The 18981-nt window shown below is 58.7% G+C and carries 11 protein-coding genes and 1 tRNA gene; 3 read left to right on the top strand and 9 right to left on the bottom strand.

Features of this window, described 5'->3' with window-relative positions:
* Positions 1-63: 63 nt before the first annotated feature.
* Together sppA and AC0V6L_RS09620 are read left to right on the top strand one after the other, a co-directional pair.
* Positions 64-1950 (top strand): signal peptide peptidase SppA, encoded by a 1887-nt coding sequence (sppA, locus tag AC0V6L_RS09625; RefSeq protein ID WP_486154053.1) that lies wholly within the window; start codon positions 64-66, stop codon positions 1948-1950.
* A 138-nt stretch (positions 1951-2088) separates the two neighbouring features.
* Positions 2089-2163: transfer RNA gene (locus AC0V6L_RS09620), tRNA-Val, on the top strand.
* A 1037-nt stretch (positions 2164-3200) separates the two neighbouring features.
* Here the strand turns inward: AC0V6L_RS09620 and AC0V6L_RS09615 are convergent.
* From AC0V6L_RS09615 to AC0V6L_RS09595, 5 genes are all read right to left on the bottom strand, one after another.
* Positions 3201-3863 (bottom strand): LamG domain-containing protein, encoded by a 663-nt coding sequence (locus tag AC0V6L_RS09615; protein ID WP_486154052.1) that lies wholly within the window; start codon positions 3861-3863, stop codon positions 3201-3203.
* On the bottom strand, positions 3860-5959 hold the full coding sequence (locus AC0V6L_RS09610) for an MAC/perforin domain-containing protein (protein ID WP_486154051.1): 2100 nt from the start codon (positions 5957-5959) through the stop codon (positions 3860-3862). Before AC0V6L_RS09610 ends, AC0V6L_RS09615 begins: the two co-directional genes overlap by 4 nt.
* Positions 5960-6042: 83 nt before the next feature.
* Positions 6043-8103, bottom strand: coding sequence for a sensor histidine kinase (locus AC0V6L_RS09605; protein ID WP_486154050.1), 2061 nt, complete (start codon positions 8101-8103; stop codon positions 6043-6045).
* Complete coding sequence (locus AC0V6L_RS09600) at positions 8081-8710, bottom strand: response regulator (protein WP_486154049.1); 630 nt, start codon at positions 8708-8710, stop codon at positions 8081-8083. Before AC0V6L_RS09600 ends, AC0V6L_RS09605 begins: the two co-directional genes overlap by 23 nt.
* A gap of 248 nt (positions 8711-8958) precedes the next feature.
* Positions 8959-10191, bottom strand: a complete 1233-nt coding sequence (locus AC0V6L_RS09595) for a tyrosine-type recombinase/integrase (RefSeq protein WP_486154048.1) — start codon at positions 10189-10191, stop codon at positions 8959-8961.
* 392 nt (positions 10192-10583) lie between these two features.
* Here AC0V6L_RS09595 and AC0V6L_RS09590 point away from each other — a divergent pair, with 392 nt between their 5' ends.
* Positions 10584-12584, top strand: coding sequence for a DEAD/DEAH box helicase (locus tag AC0V6L_RS09590; RefSeq protein WP_486154047.1), 2001 nt, complete (start codon positions 10584-10586; stop codon positions 12582-12584).
* An 8-nt stretch (positions 12585-12592) separates the two neighbouring features.
* On the opposite strand, the gene AC0V6L_RS09585 is transcribed toward AC0V6L_RS09590, so the two are convergent.
* Genes AC0V6L_RS09585 through AC0V6L_RS09570 form a run of 4 tightly spaced genes read right to left on the bottom strand, consistent with a single transcriptional unit; the run spans position 12593 to position 18780 of the window.
* Complete coding sequence (locus AC0V6L_RS09585; protein WP_486155097.1) at positions 12593-13576, bottom strand: DUF2891 domain-containing protein; 984 nt, start codon at positions 13574-13576, stop codon at positions 12593-12595.
* Entirely contained in the window at positions 13573-14523 is a 951-nt protein-coding gene (locus AC0V6L_RS09580) for a DUF979 domain-containing protein (RefSeq protein ID WP_486154046.1), read from the bottom strand. The genes AC0V6L_RS09585 and AC0V6L_RS09580 overlap by 4 nt, the downstream gene beginning before the upstream one ends.
* Positions 14520-15200: a DUF969 domain-containing protein gene (locus AC0V6L_RS09575; protein ID WP_486155096.1), complete on the bottom strand. Its 681-nt coding sequence runs from the start codon at positions 15198-15200 to the stop codon at positions 14520-14522. Before AC0V6L_RS09575 ends, AC0V6L_RS09580 begins: the two co-directional genes overlap by 4 nt.
* A gap of 1 nt (position 15201) precedes the next feature.
* A complete protein-coding gene (locus AC0V6L_RS09570; protein WP_486154045.1) occupies positions 15202-18780 on the bottom strand; it encodes a hydantoinase B/oxoprolinase family protein in 3579 nt (1192 codons plus the stop codon).
* Between the last annotated feature and the right edge of the window lie 201 nt (positions 18781-18981).

The raw sequence follows: 18981 nt of genomic DNA, 5'->3' as shown, positions 1-18981 counted from the left end.
ACGATCCGGGTGGAAGGGTGGAGGGCGCGGGGTGGCCTGGCCCCAATACAAGAAAGCGCACATATGGCATTTGTCGGTAAGGTTTGGAAAGTTCTCGTCGGGATCAAAGACGGGCTTGTGCTGCTTTTCATGCTCCTGTTTTTCCTCGCTTTGTTCAGCATCCTTTCCGCATCGCCCAATCCGGGCGCAGTGCGCGATGGTGCGCTGAAAATCGACTTGTCCGGCTTTATCGTTGAAGAGCGCAGCCTGATTGATCCGGTCGCCACATTGCTCAGCGGAGAAGCCCCGCCTACCGAATATCAGGCGCGCGATATCATCCGCGCTTTGGATGCTGCGGCCAGCGATGACCGGATCAAAGCGGTGGTGATCGACATGTCCACCTTTGCCGGCGGCGGGCAGGTTCATCTGCAAGCCATTGGTGAGGCGATGGACCGTGTGCGCGCGGCGGAAAAGCCCGTGCTCACCTATGCGCTTGCTTACGGCGATGATCACATGCTGCTCGCCTCGCATGCCAGCGAGATTTGGGCTGATCCGCTTGGCGGCGCGCTGATCGCGGGGCCAGGGGGCAGCATCCTGTTTTACGAAGGGCTGCTCGATAAGCTCAACGTCAATGCCCGCATTTACAAAGTGGGCGAGTTCAAATCAGCGGTCGAACCGTTCGAACGCAGCAATCTGTCAGACCCCGCGCGCGAAAATCTGGAAAGCCTTTACGGCGCTTTGTGGGAAGAATGGCAAGCCAATGTCAAACAGGCGCGCCCTGCGCTCGAATTGGACCGCGTGACCAAAGATCCCGTCGCCTGGGTCGAGGCATCCTCGGGCGATCTTGCGCAGGCCGCTTTGGCCGCCGGGCTTGTCGACAAGCTGGGCGACAGCGTGGAATTTGGCGCGCGCGTTGCTGAAATCGTTGGCGAGGACAGCTTTGACAAAGCACCCGGCTCTTACGCGAAAAGCGATCTTGCCCCCTACCTTGCCGATAACCCAGCCGATGCAGGCGGCAAACGGATTGGCGTTGTCACTGTTGCTGGCACGATTATTGATGGCGATGCAGGCCCCGGAACCGCAGGCGGCACGCGGATTGCCGATGTGCTGAATGCGGCGCTTGATGATGATCTGGCAGGGCTCGTTGTGCGGGTGAACTCGCCCGGCGGCTCTGTCACGGCATCAGAGGAAATCCGCCGCGCGATCCTGCGTTACAAGGCCAAGGATATTCCCGTTGCCATCTCCTTTGCCAATGTCGCGGCAAGCGGCGGGTATTGGGTCGCCACCGCAGGCGACCGTATCTTTGCCCAGCCCGAGACAGTCACCGGCTCTATTGGCGTTTTTGCCGTGCTGCCCACTTTTGAAAACGCGATCGATCAGGTCGGCATCAGCACTGACGGGTTCCGCACCACGCCGTTGTCGGGTCAGCCCGATATCATTGGCGGGCTGACACCCGAAACCGATGCAATCTTTCAGGCGACCATCACCAACACCTATGACGATTTTCTGGAACGCGTCGCCAAAGCGCGCGGGATCACGAAAGCCAAAGCTGACGAGATTGGTCAAGGCCGCGTCTGGGATGGCGGCACCGCTCGCCAATTGGGCCTGATCGATCAGTTTGGCGGATTGGCCGATGCGCTGGAATGGACCGCAACCAAGGCCGGCATTCAAGAAGACACGTGGAGCCCGCTATTCCTTGGCGCGCAGCAGGACAGTTACGATTCGCTCATCCGCCAGCTTTTGGGCAGCACCGCCGATGCCAGTGCGCAGCCGCGCAGCGCAGACCTGTTCGCGCGCGCTGCTATCGGCCAGCAATCGCTGGTCAGCCGGATTGCAGCAGATGCGCAAGTGCTATCAGGCAGCCAGGGCATTCAGGCCTATTGCCTCGAATGCCCGGTCAGCCCCGCCCCGCAAGCCGCACCGATCAATCGCAGCGTTCTGGCGATGCTGAAAGCGTTCTTCGCGCCGTAACCGGGCGAAGCCGCGCGCAAGCGAATTTGCAAGGCACCATGTGGCAAAACGCCCATTCGCAAGGCTTGCCAAGCGCAGACACTCGCAGTAAGTGCCCGCCTCGCCTTGAAAAGCTTGGCTCAGCCAGGCGCATCAGGCGGGCGCGTAGCTCAGTGGTAGAGCACACCCTTCACACGGGTGGGGTCGCAAGTTCAATCCTTGCCGCGCCCACCATAAAATCAATGACTTAGGAGAGATGGGTCCCGTTTCCATGAAAAAAACATGGAAAAAGGCCTGTGAGAAAGGCTCAAGGGGGCGTAGGTGCAATGATCAATTGCCCTTTTCAAAGACTGCTTTGGGGAACACACCTTTCGCTCTCGAATGTCCGACTTTGGGGGTGGAAGCTGACTTTAGGCAGAGATCGCTTAGCGTTTCGGGTTGCGCGTTATCAAGGCCGCTAGATTTTTGAAGGGTCTTTTGACCGCGTTAATTAAGCCCGCGACAAAGCCAGCGCCGCGACCGTTGCCAGCTTCGGATATGCGCCCACCGACCGACTGGAATTTGTCTTTGCCATTGAAGGTCAGCCCGGCTCTCCCATGCGCGTTTATGCGCTTTCGCGTGAGAAGTATCCCGCGCTGTTTCGCGGCCTGAGGAACTCGCATACCCACCACTTTAACTTTCATTGGCCTGACTTCGCGCGCCACTTGCGCAGCATTGGCTTGCGCTTGTCTCATCGTCTTGGGCATCGGCTGACGCGGCGCATCGACTGCGCTTGGAGCGTTCCTTGAGACAGGACGGCGATCACGGCTGGGAGGCAAAGGTGGCGGTGCCGTTGTGGGAGGAGGAGGAATGATGGGTTTCGAACGCACCTGCCCCCCAGACGCGTTCACATCCATGCTCATTCTGCTGGTGTCGACCTTGGGTTCTAATGGACTGGTAGCTCTGCTCAAAAGTGAGCTTGCCGCGCTCCGACGCGCGGCGAGTTCTGCACTGCGCCGCATTTGATCGCGGGAGACTTTTACGCGGTGTTTCCGCGTAGGCTTGTTCCTTACTACCCGTCGCGGAACGATGGCGTGTGACTTGCTGGGTTTATAGATGGACCCTCCCGCCTTTGCGCCTTGAGACTGCGTGCTGGAGACGCTGTTACGCTTTTGTGCGCTTGCTTCGGCAGGAAGCGTGGCTGTCGCTAATACGGCAGACAGCGCACAGCACATGATTGTAACGGTGCATTTCATGACTTCTCTCCAATCAAGACGTGGTCAGACAGGGGGTTAATTTTCATATTCCAACAGAAGAAAGTCTTTGTTCGCGAAGTCGCTAATTCCGATAAGCCAATTCAAATCGGGGTGCGTTTTGGTGCGGTTTGCGATGATATCGACAGCGGCAAATTCTTTGAGCTGCGCCGGGCTAACCGCAACATCCCAAAGCCGAAGGCCCGCAATCGCACCAATAAAAGGGTCGTTTTGTCCATCGGAACTGCCGATCCAAAAGCCCGCCGATTGCGATGCCTTGGATGTTATCTCAGCAATTCCAACCGGGCTTCCATCCACGAGCATTGCAACTGAGGTCCCGTCATCGATTATGGCCACATGGTGCATTTTCCCATCGGTGAAATCGAACGCGGCAATCGCTGATTGTTCTCCGATCATAATGCCCAACCCATCGCGATCACGCAGCAATGCAACGAGGTAAAGCGGGCCGTCCGGGCCAGCGTTGGATAGCACGACTGGGTCGTACCCGGGATCGGCGGTCCAATCTGGCTGAACCCAAAACTCAATCGTTGATCCGCCTTCCAGAATAAGACGCTCGTCTGGAGGGAATTGCAGGGTTTCTGTGCCATCGAGGACTAACACATCAGGCGTGTATTGGGCGCTGAGCGGCGCGGCGATGCACGCTGCAAGGGCAAGCAGGAGCGCTTGTATCATTCGTGTCATGGTCCAACTCCATAGAGGAAATCGACGTAGCCAGCATCGTAAGGGGAAAGATCGAAGGTGGCGTCGCCAATGATTTGCGATCCTTCCCGGTCAGCGGCTGAAAATTTCAGGCGCAGTTTTCGGGTTGATCGGATGGTTGCGCAGCTCTGGCCTTTGCCGATAACCCGGAAGGGATTTACGCCCTTTAATCCGTGCGACATGGCCCTTGTGCCGGATTTGAAATTCTTGAAGCAAACGCGCACCTTCCCGGGTGAAAATGTGTTCCTGCCAAAGGCCACGCGCACATTTTCGCGGCTTCCGGTATGGGTGCGAACTGTGATATTTCGGATCAGACCGGGTTTGGGTCGAGTGTATTCAGGAATGACGGATGCAAAGCCGCCGGGATTGGCGTTAGACAAAAGCCGCCGTTCGATCACTGCCTCAAGCCGGCGGCGAACATCGCTCCAGATTTCAGGCTCATTGGGGAAGTAAAGCGGATTAAGAAGATCGGAGATAGGACGCAGGTCGGCAAGGATTGGCACGGGGGTTCCGGTCGAAAAGCCGCTCTGGTCAAAGCTGCCAGTGCCGCCAACCGCATCAAAGCCAGCCTCGGAGCTTTCGTCCAGCTCTGACGAACTGCGCGATTCTTCGGTGAAACGCGATCCGCTTGCGCCAATTTCGAACCCGCCAATAGCGAGGCCGGCCTTGGCATTGATATTTTGGCTCTGGCTCTGCCATTTCTGCATGGTCTGCTGGTCAAAGCTCGCCCACATGCGCGCCTGCGAACCGTATGTGACTGCATACGGATAGTGCGTGCCGAACTTGTCGATCAGATCATCATAACGGCCCATCCGGTAGGCAAAATCGACCGCATCGATGAAATCATCGCTGAGTTTGGCAAAGGGCCGATCGAGCACGAGCGTGTAGAGTTTGTGCCGGGCAAAGCCCAGTGAAAGCGCGCGTTGCATACCGAATTGGCGGCCGAGCGTACTAGACTTGGCGAAATCTGCGCCTGCACCAAGCGACCCCTTGGTTTCGCCAGTCTTCTTGTCCTTCTTGGTAAACCCAATATTGAAACCAAACGAGCTGGCCGCAGTACGCTGAAAGTCGAATTGCCGAGAAATCATTTCCCTGGAGATCACGCTTCCTTGCACGCCATCGGGAATGTACTTGAGGCCAAGCGGCACAGTACGCTTCTCAATGATCGCGAAATCGCGCGGATCGGCGGTCGCAAAAATATCGGCCTTAGAATTGCGGTTAAGCTCGAAGGGATCCTGTCTGATCACATCATAGCCTCGTAAAGAGGCGCGGTAGTTGTCGAGATTATTGCCGATCAGAAAAACATCGGTAACATCGATATTCTGGGCGCGTGAGACAGTGGGTTGAGGACGATTGTAGCTGGACCCGTTCCAGCGCAGCTCTGGCTTTCCGGTACGAGATACAGAAACCGTTAAAGTCGCATTGCGCCAGCGCCCCCTGCCTTCGCGGTATATGTATGTTTTGGTCGCACCCGATGGCTTCATAACATCGCGCATGGGAGTGGCGTCGGTCGCATACAGCACTATCGGGTCACGGCCCTGCGTCGCTCTGCGGATCGCGATCCTGCTGCCATCGTTTGCCATACTGACATACATGAGGTCGGGCGTTGTAAAACTGGAATGCGTAAGGCGCGGATTGAGCTGTTGACCGTCTAGCCCTGAAAACAATTCATCTGCCGCTTTGGTTTCATCAAGCGCAAGGGCAGTGTCCTGAATCCAGATACCATCGAGCCTGTAGCGGCAATCCTCGGCAAGGTCTGCTTCGGTGGCGGTACCTTCGGGTATCGCAAACGAGGCAAATACACGTGCGGCTGTCGGGTCCTGCAATCCCGCATCACGCGAACGCATCCGGTCAGAGGTGCTTGCGGTATCCGCCTGTAAACGGGTGGGAATTTTGCAGCCTTTAAATGCTTCAATGGGCCGGCCTTTGCGTTTAGCAGGGCCTTGGAACAATTCGTCAGAAGCAAGCGCGGGCACTGCCCCTGGCTGCGTTCCTTGTGCGGTTGCAACAGATGTGACGGGCGCGAACGTCGCTGCACCGATCATCAATCCACATAGGATGTTGCCCTTCATATTCATGCCCAATCTCCCCGACCTGTTGGCAGGACAAAGATGGCAGAATGGCTAGAGCGATATAGTGGGGTTTCTCCCCATTTCGCGGGCTAGTTCCTGTCAGGGATGTGAATGGAGGCCTTGCATCCGCCGCCTGAAATGGCCTCAAGATTGAAGTGAAAGTCCGAAGCTGCGCAGATGTCTTGGACAATCGCAAGGCCCAGCCCCTCGCCATCAGAGGTGTTGCCTTTGCCACCGCGTTGCAATGCACGCTCCAATTCCGCAGCACTCATTCCAGGGCCATTGTCGCGCACTTCGATCCGCGTGCCGTCGGCCCGCCACCGCGCCGCGATCAGGATGCGCGATGCGCCTGATGCGCTGCGCCCGTGCTTCAAAGCGTTGGCGACGAGATTGGACACGGCCCGCATTAACGCGACTGGGTCTGCCTCCACTTTCAATTCACTCGGCCTTAACCGCAGCTCTACATCGGCCCTTCGCGCTTCCTCTGCAAACACATGGTGGACATTGCGCAGCACGAGAGTCGCCGGAAAGTGTTCGTGCGCGCCTTCACCCGCAGCCTGCGCCGCATGAGGCCGATCACTGGCCACGCCCGCCAGGTAGTCGAGCGCTGCATCAATTTCGCCTGATTGTTGATCGTCGAGCCCGCGCAGCTTGAACATCGCAGCACGAAGAGCGCCCAGTGGCTGTCGGATGTCATGGTCAAGCTCCGATAGGCGTTGCCCGCGCAAATCGGCAAGCTCGCGCGCCTCCGAATATTTACGCTGGGAGCTGAGCAAACGGTCATTCAACGCTAGCTTCTCTTGTGTCGCGGCCAGCTCTGCCTGCATCGCGCTGTCGCGCTCCTCGCGCAGCGCCATCAGCCTCAGCAAAATCACGGTCGCAAACGCAATGCACTCGGTAAACAGCGTGAAATGTCCATAATCCAGCGTGTTATCCAAATCGAATTGGCCGGGCCACACATGTGCGACAAACGCATAGGCAAACGAGGAAAAGACCAGTACCGCTCCGAAAATATAGATACGCGCGCCAACAAATCCGCGCCGGATAGCGAGCACTCCGGTCGCAACGATCAATACAGTAGCAATCGGCGCGATCAGATAAGCCGCCACCATGAAAACGCGCTGCGTGTACAAGAACGGCGAAAGCACAGCGCACAATCCCGCAAGCCCGGCGTAGATCCCGAGCAACCTGTAGAGTTTCGGTGCAGAACGCTCCAATCCGAACAACACGCGCGGAAAGTGCACGCCCGTCATCGCCATCAACAGCACCGAGGAGAGGTTCATTGGCTCGCTCAACCATGGCGCATCGGGCCACAGCGCGCGCATTGCATAGCTATCCGCTACCGAGACATAGAAGATGCCCGCAAGAATATAGAGCGCAAATGCCAGTCCCAGCCGCCAGCCAATCACAGGGATCATCAAGAGGGCAAAGAATATCATTGCCCCGAGCGCGCCGTTCATAGCGAAGTCCACTGCTTGCTCCGTAGTGTGCACCTCGCTTACGGCATCGGATGTGCCCATTGCGATTTTCAGAAAAGTGGATGTGGTAGAACGATATCCGAGCAGAAACTCAGCCGTCTCTCCCGGTGCGATGATCACGTCTTTCTGCAGAAAGCGGCTTGGTATCTCGCGCTGTGAGAATGGATCGCTTTGCTTATGTGATAGCAGGAGAACAGCCTGCCCATCGACGATCTGGTAGAGATCAAGTTCCTCCATGTACTGGCGCTTCATATCGACCCGCCATCTCTGGCGACTGGGGCTGTCATTGCGCGCTTCCCATCGAAGCCAGATGCGGTCACGCGTGAGACCAAAGGCGAGATAGCGCGTGGTTAAGGGCGCAAAGCGGTCAAGTTGTTCCAAGGCCTCGCCCGCGCTCAGCCGCGCCGATGGATCGCGCCATGCAACAACATGAGGGTTGATCGACTGGTACACGGATGAATCATCCGTCAGCGCTAGCGCTGATTGCTCCTGCGCCGCACTTGGGACGGCAAGCAACGCGCTTAACAATAGGCATGCCAGCGCCATCCAGAGCCTAATCGCATTCTTCGCCATCATGATGTTCTGCGCCGCCTGGCCGCGATAGTCGATGGGGGCTGCTCCCCATTTGGCTCTCCGGTTTTCGATGGGCCTATAGCTGGCGGTGCGAATCAAGAAAGCCCTCTTTGAGCGCGTAGGCCAGTAACTCCGCCACCGACCCCACACCCAGCTTTGCCATCAGGCTACCGCGGTGTTTTTCAACTGTCTTGATCGAAATGTGCAATCGATCAGCGATCGCTTGGCTGGTGTTGCCAAGTGCAATCAGAGACAGCACCTCGCGTTCTCTATGCGTAAGGCTTGGTCCCCCGCTCGCAGCTTTCAAGATGTCGCGCACATCGTCGGCAACAAAGCGATATCCGGCGAGCACCGTTTCAATACAACGGCCAAACTCATCTGTCTCGCTTGTCTTAAGAAGCAGTCCGTCAACGCCTAGATCGATCCATTCAGCAAGCAAGGTGTGCGAAGTAAAGCCGGTGCAGGTCACCACCTTAGTATCAGGGCACCACCGGCGCACGTCAGCAAAGACCTCGACCCCGTTAGCCATCGGCATCGCTGCATCGAGGATCAATAAATCAGGCTTGTGCCGCCGCGCTTCAGCAATGGCCTCTAAGCCGTCTTTAGCGGTTGCGATCACATGCACTTTGCGCATCTCCCCTAGCATGTCCGCAATAGCCTTGCGCATGAAGGTGTGATCATCGGCAATGATGGCGGTGATTGCCAATTGGCGTCCCTGATTTCCCAAGCTTTTGAACGTCACCGATCCTATGCGTGACAAGTGAAAGGGACAAGTGCCGCGTCTGAGGCAAAGTCCAATTCCGACTAGAGCAGTAGGCTCGCTGACTGCGCACTGTACGCTTGGACAAACTGAACGAGCCGCAAGTTCAACGAATTGGCCGTGGTCAGCAACTGGGTCGGAAGCGGAATGTCCGCTCATGGGCGGTTTGTCCCGAGTGGAGATTCTGAAATTCTCTAGAAAGCCAACGTTGCGAGCGCCTCTTCGGCATCATCGCGCACAAGGTGGCCGTAGTGCTTTTCAATCATGGCTACACTAGTCCCTGACAGCTGCGCCACCGTTAGGATCGGCAAGCGAGCGCGGATCAGGTCGGTAATCACGCTATGGCGCAGCGTGTAAGCTGAAACTGCACCGGGCAGACAAGTCGCCTTGACAGCCTGTTTGACAGGGTATTTCCAAGCATCCTTGTCCCATGCCTTACCGCTAGAGCGGGCAAAGATCGGTGCGGCTGGCAGTTTGTCCTTCACCTGCTCGGCAAAGCAATCCGCGATGACTTGCGGCAAGGAAATCTGGCGAGGATTGCCATTCTTATCCTTGTCGATTGTTAGGCTGCGGGTGCGCTTATCGAAGTCGCGGACGGTCAGGCTGGCCAGTGCTCCGGGTCGAAGCGGCAACAGGCAAAGCGCCTTAACGAATGGTTGTGCCTCATCCCCAGTCGCTTCAATTAGCTTCCTGCGCTCTTCCCGGTCCAGATACAATTCGCGCCGTTTGTCGGCACCCTTGAACGGCTTCAATGCTTCTTGCCATGCCGCGTCCGTATTGGGAGCACCGGGTTTCAGGACCATGCCAAGCGCTGCACGGACCGGCACCATATCGCGGTTGACGGTCGACTTAGAGCGTTCCTTCCAGCGTTTCTCTCCATTCTTGCAGCGCGAGAGTAAGGTCGGTGCCTCTTCCAGCCGCTTGCGCCATGCCTTCAGATGATGCCGCCGAAGCTTATCGAGTTTCAACTTAGCGATTGCGTCGGAATAGACGTGCCGCCGGAATACGCCTTCGGCAATCGATCCGGGCTTTTTCTGAAGATAGGCCTTGCAGGCGTCCTTGACGGTCACAACGTCGCAGGCGCGCTCGCCGCCACTTTCGACGGTCTCGGCCCAGCTTTCCGCGTCGGCTTTCGCCTGCTTGAAAACGTCATGGCCGGTAAGTGTGCCATAGTCGCCCAGCCTTTTGCGGGAATTGCGGTGCGTTTCGGCATCATAGAAGCGGGCAAACCATGTTCCCCCGACTATTTTCTTTGAGGGACGATAGCCGACATAGACACCTTGGCGCAGGCGCTGCCAGTGCGGCTCATCCCCGGCCTTGGGCCTCAGCTTATCGCGCTCTCCGATACGGCTAAGATCGGGCATTTTAGCGGCTCTCCAAAATCCATGAAAAAAACATGAAAAACATGGGCGGACACGCTTGAACACCTATGATTGTTTTTATTAGATTTTATCGTCCGCGTAAAGCCGCAAACGTCCATATTCCCACCCTTCACACGGGTGGGGTCGCAAGTTCAATCCTTGCCGCGCCCACCATTTTTTCAGATGTTTAGCTGGATAAATGGCCCCGCCAAATCGGGCCGGGGGTGAGGCACTTTGGCCTGATCCAACGCTGCCCATCGGCTTTTTGGTCTCAACCCCGGTAATGGCCGAAAATATCGCAAGCCAAACCGGCCCTTCCCCGCTATGGCGCATGTCGCAGGCGATTTCGGCCCCGCGCCGTCGCCAATTGTGATCACCGCGCAAGTTCCCGCGCACCGTGCTCATGCCTCTTTCTTCCCCCGCGCTTGCCTTTTGCGCGCCTATCCAAGCGAACTTCTATGTCTTTTGAAACTCTGCCTGCCCATCTGGGCGAAGCGCTGGCCGAACGCGGCTATGATCAGCCCACCCCGGTGCAGGCCGCCGTCATCGCGCCTGATGCGCAGGGGCGCGATCTGATCGTCTCTGCGCAAACCGGATCGGGCAAAACGGTTGCCTTTGGTGTAGCCTTGGCGGACCAATTGCTGGGCGAGATACGCGGGACACCGCTGACCGAAAAACCGCTTGCGCTCGTCATTGCTCCCACGCGCGAGCTGGCATTGCAGGTCAGCCGCGAGCTTGGCTGGCTCTATGCCAAAGCGGGCCTGCGAATTGCGACCTGTGTCGGCGGCATGGATGCGAGCAAGGAACGGCGCGCTTTGCGCGGCGGGCCGGCGATTGTCGTGGGCACGCCGGGCCGATTGCGCGACCATCTGGAGCGCGGCGCGCTCGATTTGTCGGGCCTCGTTGGCGTGGTTCTGGATGAAGCGGACGAAATGCTCGACATGGGCTTTCGCGATGATCTGGAGGAAATCCTCGATGCAGCGCCCGATCAGCGGCGCACTTTGCTCTTCTCAGCCACCATGCCGCAGGCGATTGTGCGGCTGGCGCAGCGTTACCAGACAGATGCCCTGCGCCTCTCGCTTGCGGGCAAAGATCGCGGGCATGGCGATATCAGCTATCAGGCCATCACGATCGCTCCGTCCGAGGTGGAGAACGCGGTTGTCAATCTGCTGCGCTTTCACGAGGCGGAAACCGCAATCTGTTTCTGCGCCACGCGCGACAGTGTGCGCAGGCTGCATGCCACGCTGCAAAACCGGGGGTTTGGCGTGGTTGCGCTGTCAGGTGAACATTCGCAGCAGGAACGCAATCAGGCACTGCAAGCGCTGCGCGACAAACGCGCGCGGGTGTGTGTGGCAACCGATGTGGCCGCGCGCGGGCTTGATCTGCCAACACTCAGCCTTGTGATCCATGTCGATACGCCGCGCGATGCTGAAACTTTGCAGCACCGTTCGGGACGGACGGGCCGCGCGGGCAAGAAAGGCACAGCCGCGATCCTTGTGCCATACAATCGGCGCAGGCGGACCGAGGGGATGCTGCGCGGAGCCAAGATCGAGGCGCAATGGATGGGCGCGCCCACGCGCGAGGAGATCAGCACAAAAGACCATGCGCGGCTGATGGAAAAGCTGACCCAGCCCTCAGAATACGAAGACGATGACCGGGCTTTGGCGGCAGAGCTGATGGAGCGTTTGCCGGCCGAAGACATCGCCGCTGCATTGGTAAAAGCGCACCGCGCCAAAATGCCGCAGCCTGAAGAACTGCTCGCCAACACGCCAGAGGCGCGCGAAAAAGCCAAGGCAGACCGGCATCGTCCCGGATTTGAAGATGTGGTGTGGTTCAAAATGGGCATTGGCCGCCGCCAGAATGCCGAACCGCGCTGGCTGCTGCCGCTGATTTGCCGCCGGGGTCATATCACCCGCAATGAAATCGGCGCGATCCGTGTGGGGCCGCAAGAAACGTGGTTTCAGGTGCCGCGCGCCATTGCGGGCAAATTCAGCGAAACCTTGCAGCGCACCGCGTCAACCGATGACGAACAAGATGCGATCGCAATCGAAGAATCCCCCGATGGCCCCCGCATCGAAGCGCGCCACAACCGCAAACATGGCGGCGGTAGCGGTAGCGGGGGCCGAGAGCGCGCGCCAAACCATTCCGTAAAGGCGGCGGTGAACGGGGCGCCAATGAACGGGGCGGAAAGCCGTTTCGCAAAGATGATGACGCAAAACCGCGCGCAGGGGGAAAGCCGTTTAAGAAAAAGCCCTATGCCGGGAAAAGCCCTGAAACAGCTGGCGCAAAAACTGGCGCAAAAGATGGCGCAAAAACTGGCGCGAAAGCTGGCTCCAAATCAGATGGCAGCCGTCCCGTCACGCGCAAGCCCAAAAAGGGAACCAAGAACAAGGATAAGGGAAAGCCGAAACACAAAGGCAAACCGCCGCGCGCAGCAGATTAGGCGGTTAGGCGATTAGGCGCGGCCTTACCCTCGCCCCAGTAGCGCCAAAGTCGCAAAACTCGCCAGCCAATGTTCGCCCATATAATCGCCTGCAATATGCGGCATGGCAGCATCGAGATGGATCTGAGCGCGTTCATCTAACAGCGGCGTTGCAAAGTGATCGCCCAAAGCCGCGCTCATTTGCATCAAGCACCAAGCGCGCGAGAGGTTCAGCCCGTCAAGATGCGCAATTTTGCCATCTGTGCGGTCTGATACTGCGACAGGGGTGCATTCGCGCTCAATCCAGCCATTGCGGACAACCAGCGCGGAAAACCACGACGCAAATTGATCGCGCTCCATCACCCGGCTCATCAGCAAGGCGGCAGTGAGAACGGGAGAGAGAAATTCGTCCCCGCCCGGCTCCCATCCGGCATATCCGCTTCGCCCGGCAAATGCGCGCTGCGCCCAATCATCAATTGTGCCGGACAGCGCCGCATCACGCGCCTGCGCCCATTCGCGCGCCAGCACCAGAGCAAAACTGGTGTTGAAATGCGTGCCCACCGTGATCGGGTAAGTCAGGATGGAAAGGTAATCGCCAAATCGCGCGGCAAAGACGCGGGCGAGCGGTTCCAAGCGGTCGCCCCAATCTTTATCGCTGTGACGCGCCGCCTCGTGATGGAGATAAAGCAGCCAACCCCAGCCATAGGGCCGCTCAAACCCGCGCGATGATGGCCGGTTCAGATAGGCAAGCTCTGCCGCGATTTTTTTGGGCGTGAATGTACTGTCTGCCAATTCCTCAATCGCGCCCGCCTCTGGCAGATCAGGATAGAGGCGCCGAAGTGTGAGCAGCATCCACCAGGAATGGACGCAGGAATGCCAATCGAAACTGCCGAAAAAGCATGGATGTGCCGCCTGCGGCAGGCGCGCATCATTCTCACCATCAAAGACATGATCGTCCTTGTACGGAAACGGCTTTGCCACGTGACCCAGCGCGATTTGCGCGAATTTGGACGCGATTTCGGCGGTCATTTCCACAGCAGAAACGCCCCCACATAGATGATCGCAACATTGCACACCCACAGCGGGATCGCGGTCCACACCTGCTGTTTGATAACGCCGTTCTGGTCTTTGAGTTCAAGCAGCGCGGCAGGCACGATGTTGAAATTGGCGGCCATAGGCGTGAGCAAAGTGCCGCAGAACCCGGCGAGCATTCCAACCGCTCCGATTACGGCCGGATCACCGCCATATCCCTCAACCAGCAGGGGAATACCGATGGCCGCCGCCATCACCGGAAATGCGGCAAAGGCATTGCCCATAATCATCGTGAATATCGCCATGCCCAGCGCGAAGACGACGACGGTGAGGAAGATGCTTCCTTCGGGAATAACGCTCCCCGCTGCCCCGCCGATAATATCGCCCACGCCCGCAAGCGCAAACACCGCGCCAAGCGCCGCGAGCATTTGCGGAAGGATAGCGGCCCAGCCAATGGAATCGAGCAATCGCCGCCCTTCTTCCGCAGGCGCGAGTGCGGGCGGGCGCAGCCAGATGATCGCAGTGATAAGCGCGATGACAACGCCTATGCCGAACAGGTTGAGAGTTTCGCGGTTCGTCTCAAAAAGGCCAATCTCTTTCAGAGGGCTGAAGTTGTAGAGCAACGTGCCCGCTACAGCGGTGACAGGAACGATCAGCGCAGGCACAAACAGGTTGCTGCCAAGGCTGGCCGCACGCTTCTCGCGGCTAGCCTCGCCCGTCGTTTCAGGATTAGAGCGCTTCAAACCTCCTAGCCCCGCTATCGCCACCATAGCGAGCACAAGGCAACCGTTCACAAGATCGGACACGTGGCTTCCAAGAAAGAAACTGGCGGCAAGCAATCCCCAAAACGCGGCGTTGCCCCATAACCGGTCTTTAAGGCTCAGCAGAGCCCAGATCGCGAAAAAGCTGCCTGCGAGGACATAAAGCCACTCATAAGTTATCATCGCCGCGCACTCCTGCCCACGCCAATTCGCCGGTCGAGCGCATTGATCCGCCAACCATGAATAAAGAACGCGCAAAATGCTGTGGGGATAGCCCATAAGCCAAATTGCCATGCAGGGACTGTAATACCGTAGCTTTCAAACACCCCTTGGATCAGCAGGATTGATGCGATGGCGAAGAAGATATCCTCGCCAAAGAACAGCCCGACATTGTCGGTCGCGGCTGACATCGCTTTGACTTCCTCCCGATCGCTTTCGCGAAGGTTGCCATGCGCGGTTTCGGCTGCTGCCTCTGCCATGGGCGCCACCAAAGGCCGCACGGCTTGGGGATGGCCGCCAATATCCTTCATGCCGAGCGCCGCTGTGACCTGCCGGAAAAGCAGGTAAAGGATGAGCAATTTTGAAACCGTCGCCCCGCGTATCCCCTCGATCAGACCGCGCGCGCGTTGTTGCAGGCCGTATCGTTCTAAGAGGCCAATGACAGGCAGGATGATCCACGTGACCGAGATATAGCGGTTATCATTGAAAGCCTTTCCCAAAGCCTCGATCACTGCGACCACATCAAGCCCTGCGAGAACGCCGGTCGCCACCGCCGCGCTGACCACCACCAGCAGCGGATTAAACTTCAGCGCAAAGCCGGCAACGACAATCGCGATCCCTGCAAGCGGCCAGTAATTCATCTCATCCATCACCAAATCCTCCCCCGAAACCGCCGCCACCGGGCGTATGGATCACAAATGTATCCCCCGGTTGCATGTTTGCAGACGCGCTTGCGCTCAAGTCCTCGCGCGATCCATCCTTGCGCTCGACCCAGTTTTTGCCCGGTGCCGCGTCCCCGCCGCCCATAATACCGCGCGGGGGCACAGCCCGCCTGTTTGCGAGCATATTCGCGCGCATTGCCTCAAGGAAAGTCACGCGCCGCTCCACGCCATTGCCGCCCGAATGCGCCCCCTCGCCGCCCGATCCGCGCCGGATCGCAAAGCTATCGAGCCGCACAGGAAGGCGCGTCTCCAAAATCTCAGGATCGGTAAGACGGCTGTTGGTCATATGCGTTTGCACAGCATCTGTGCCATCATGATCCGGCCCTGCGCCCGACCCGCCGCAGATCGTCTCGTAGTATTGGTGGCGCGCATTGCCGAATGTGAAATTGTTCATCGTGCCTTGAGAAGGCGCAAGCTTACCGCAGGCCGCGAACAAAGCATCGGTGATGACCTGGCTCGTCTCGACATTGCCCGCGACCACGGCCGCTCCGGGCCGGGGGTTGAGCATGGACCCTTCGGGCACCACCAGCTTAACCGGGCGCAGGCACCCGTCATTCATCGGGATCGCATCGTCGATTAAAGAGCGAAGGACATAAAGCGAGGCTGCCCGCGTGATCGACCTCGGCGCGTTGAAATTGTCGGGCCGCTCATCAGATGTGCCGGTAAAATCGAACACGGCGCTGCGGCCTGCGCGGTCTATGCGGATCGCGACCTTCACACACGCGCCGCTGTCCATTGTGTAAGCAAATTCGCCCTCGTTGAGCCCGTCAATTAGACGCCGGACGCTTTCCTCTGCATTGGCGAGGACGTGGCCCATATAGGCCTCCACCACCGCCGCTCCTTGATCGGCCACCACGCCGTTGAGCAAATCCGCACCCCGCGTGCAGGCGGCCAATTGCGCGCGCAGGTCCGACAGATTGCGGTCCGGATTGCGCGCAGGGTTTTCGGTGGAGCCAAGCACTGCGCGCACTTCGCCTTCGCAAAAGCGCCCCTCATCCACCATCAGCACATTGTCGATCAGCACCCCTTCATCGTCGATGGTGCGGCTATCAGGCGGCATGGAGCCGGGTGCGATCCCGCCAATATCGGCATGGTGCCCGCGCGCGGCGACGAATGCGTCGGGAGCCTCTCCCGCGTCTGAGTAAAACACGGGCACAATCACGGTAACATCAGGCAGATGCGTGCCGCCGCGATAGGGATCGTTCAAAACATAGGCATCGCCGCGCTTAAACCCTCGCCCATCGCGCGGCATCCCGTTCTCGCTATGGCCCCTCTGCTCGATAACCTGAGCGATGGAATCGCCCATCGATCCCAAATGCACCGGAATATGCGGCGCATTGGCAATCAGCGCGCCTGCCTGGTCAAACAGAGCGCAGGAGAAATCGAGCCGTTCCTTGATATTCACCGATGTCGCCGTGGATTGGAGGACAACGCCCATTTCCTCGGCGATGGCCATGAACAGATTGTTGAATATCTCCAGCCTGATGGGGTCGGCCTCAGTGCCCGCTGCCGCCGCGCGTTTCGCCGCTGCAATGCGCGACAGGATCAGACTGCCCTCATCCGCCAGCTTCGCTTGCCATCCTTCCTCGACCACAATTGTCGATCCCGGATCGATAATCAGCGCGGGTCCATCCACCCTTTGCCCTGCCTGCATCGCGGCGCGCTTCATTGTTTTGAGCGCGCCCAAAGCCTTCCCTTGCGCCATTTCAGGCTGCGCGAGCGCTTCCCCCAGCCCGCCTGACAGGCCGCTTGCTTCAACACTCAACGCCTCAATGATGATTGTTTTGTGAGCATCGGAATACCCAAAACGCAGGCGATGAAGTTCGCGAAATTCGCTGTCCATTTTCCGGGCATCGCCGCATGGGATCATCAACGCGCTGTCGCTTCCTTCGAACCGCAATCGGGCGCGCGGCTCCAGGTTTATCTCAGCGCTCTCAATACCTTGCGCAGCCAGCGCAGCCGATGCCTCTTTTTCAAGCAGTGCCAGTTCTTCGCCAAATCCGTCCGACAATGGCCGGATAAGGCTAACTTCGCGGATCGCTTTTACAGGCGCAATCCCGATCCCATAGGCTGACAGGATGCTCGCGAGCGGGTGGACCAGCACCGTCTCCATACCCAAAGCGTCAGCCACTTTGCACGCATGTTGCCCGCCCGCCCCGCCAAAACACGCCAGCGCGTAACGCGTCACATCATAACCGCGCGCGGTCGATATTTTGCGGATCGCATTGGCCATATTGTCGGTCGCAATATCGAGGAAACCCGCCGCGATTTCTTCGAGCGGTTTGGGATCAGGCAGCGCAGCGGCAATCGCCTCCAGCCGGGCGCGCGAGGCATCGGGGTCAAGCGGCTCATCCCCGCCCGGCCCGAACACCGGAGGAAAAAAGGCTGGATCAATCCGGCCAAGAAACAGATTGCAATCGGTCACCGTCAGCGGGCCGCCCTTGCGATAACACGCAGGTCCAGGATTGGCCCCCGCGCTTTGCGGACCCACACGGAACCGCGCGCCATCAAAGCTGCACACAGAACCGCCGCCCGCCGCCACGGTATGGATCTGCATCATGGGCGAGGCAACGCGCACACCTGCGACCACGCTTTCGCCTGTCAGCTCCAATTCGCCGGCGTAATGCGCGACATCGGTGCTGGTCCCGCCCATATCGAACCCGATCAGCTTTGTGTGGCCAAGCGGCGCGGATGCCGCGACCATGCCGACAACCCCGCCCGCAGGCCCGGACAGGATCGCATCCTTACCCCGAAACGCGCCGACTTCGGCCAATCCCCCGTTCGACTGCATAAATTTGAGCGCGCCTGTTTCAGGTAAGCTCTTTTGCAGACCGTCCGTATAGCGGCGCAAAACGGGCGAGAGATACGCATCCACCGCCGCCGTATCCCCGCGCGGGACGAGTTTGATCAGCGGCGCAACCTCGTGGGAAACGCTCACTTGCGCAAAGCCAAGCTCGCGCGCGATTGTCGCAAGGCGTGCTTCGTGCGCGCGGTATTTCCAGCCATGCATCAGGATGATAGCGATAGCGTCAAAACCGTCTGCCTTTAGCTGCGCAAAATCGGCACGCGCCTTGGCCTCATCAAGCGGGCGCAGCACTTCACCATCCGCGCCAACGCGCTCATCCACTTCGATGACGCGGTCCGGCAATTGCTCTGGCAAAATGATATGGCGCGCAAAGATTTCGGGCCGAGCCTGCGTGCCGATCCGCAAGGCATCAGCAAACCCGCGCGTAATGGCGAGCGCGATGCGTTCCCCCTTGCGCTCAAGCACGGCATTGGTGGCCACAGTCGTTCCAATGCGCACCTCGGCAATGGGCGCCTCGCCATTGCCCCCTGCGTGCCGCGCAAGCAGCCGCCGCACGCCTTCACTCGCCGCGTCATCATACTGGCCGGGATGTTCGGAGAGCAGCTTTTCGGTGACCAAAGAGCCGCCCGGCGTCAGCGCCACCACATCGGTAAAAGTGCCGCCGCGATCGACCGCAAAACGCCAGGCTGTCATGGAAGGTGGGGTGCTCTTCTGGTGGTTGGTGCGAGTGGTTTAAGCGCGAGCGGGGGGCGGTGTCTAGGGCATAGGCACGCAATTTGACACGTCACCCAAATCCGATTTTCCTCCCCCGTTCGTCCTGAGCTTGTCGAAGGACCGCACTTTTCTTCCCACACGGTAACTCAAGTGAAAAACGCACGCTTCGACGGGCTCAGC

Source organism: Erythrobacter sp. JB1-15 (assembly GCF_057365035.1).
The sequence above is the reverse complement of the archived record's forward strand: the minus strand, read 5'-3'. Positions and strand labels throughout refer to the sequence as shown.